This is a genomic window from Gilvimarinus sp. 1_MG-2023, from assembly GCF_030548285.1.
Window position 1 is genome coordinate 1 of the sequence record NZ_JAUOSC010001326.1, and the last position, 254, is coordinate 254.

At 52.0% G+C, this 254-nt stretch carries 1 protein-coding gene; it reads left to right on the forward strand.

From position 1 onward, the window contains the following. On the forward strand, window positions 1-254 hold a 254-nt coding region (locus Q4563_RS21145), incomplete at both ends, for a glutamine synthetase III (RefSeq protein WP_303605921.1).

Genomic DNA, 254 nt, shown 5'->3' on the forward strand with positions numbered 1-254 from the left:
GAAGAAGTCCTGTCCAAAAATGCCTTCAAGGCGATGAAAAAAACCGTGCAGACCGGTGCGGCACTCGATCCTGCCACCGCTGATGTTGTCGCGGCTGCGATGAAAGACTGGGCCATTGGTAAAGGGGTGAAGTTTTTCTCCCATATTTTCTACCCAATGACCAATGCCACGGCTGAGAAGCACGATGGCTTTATTGTTACCAATTCTGATGGCGGGGCGATCACCGAGTTTACCGGTAGCCTGCTGATCAAGGG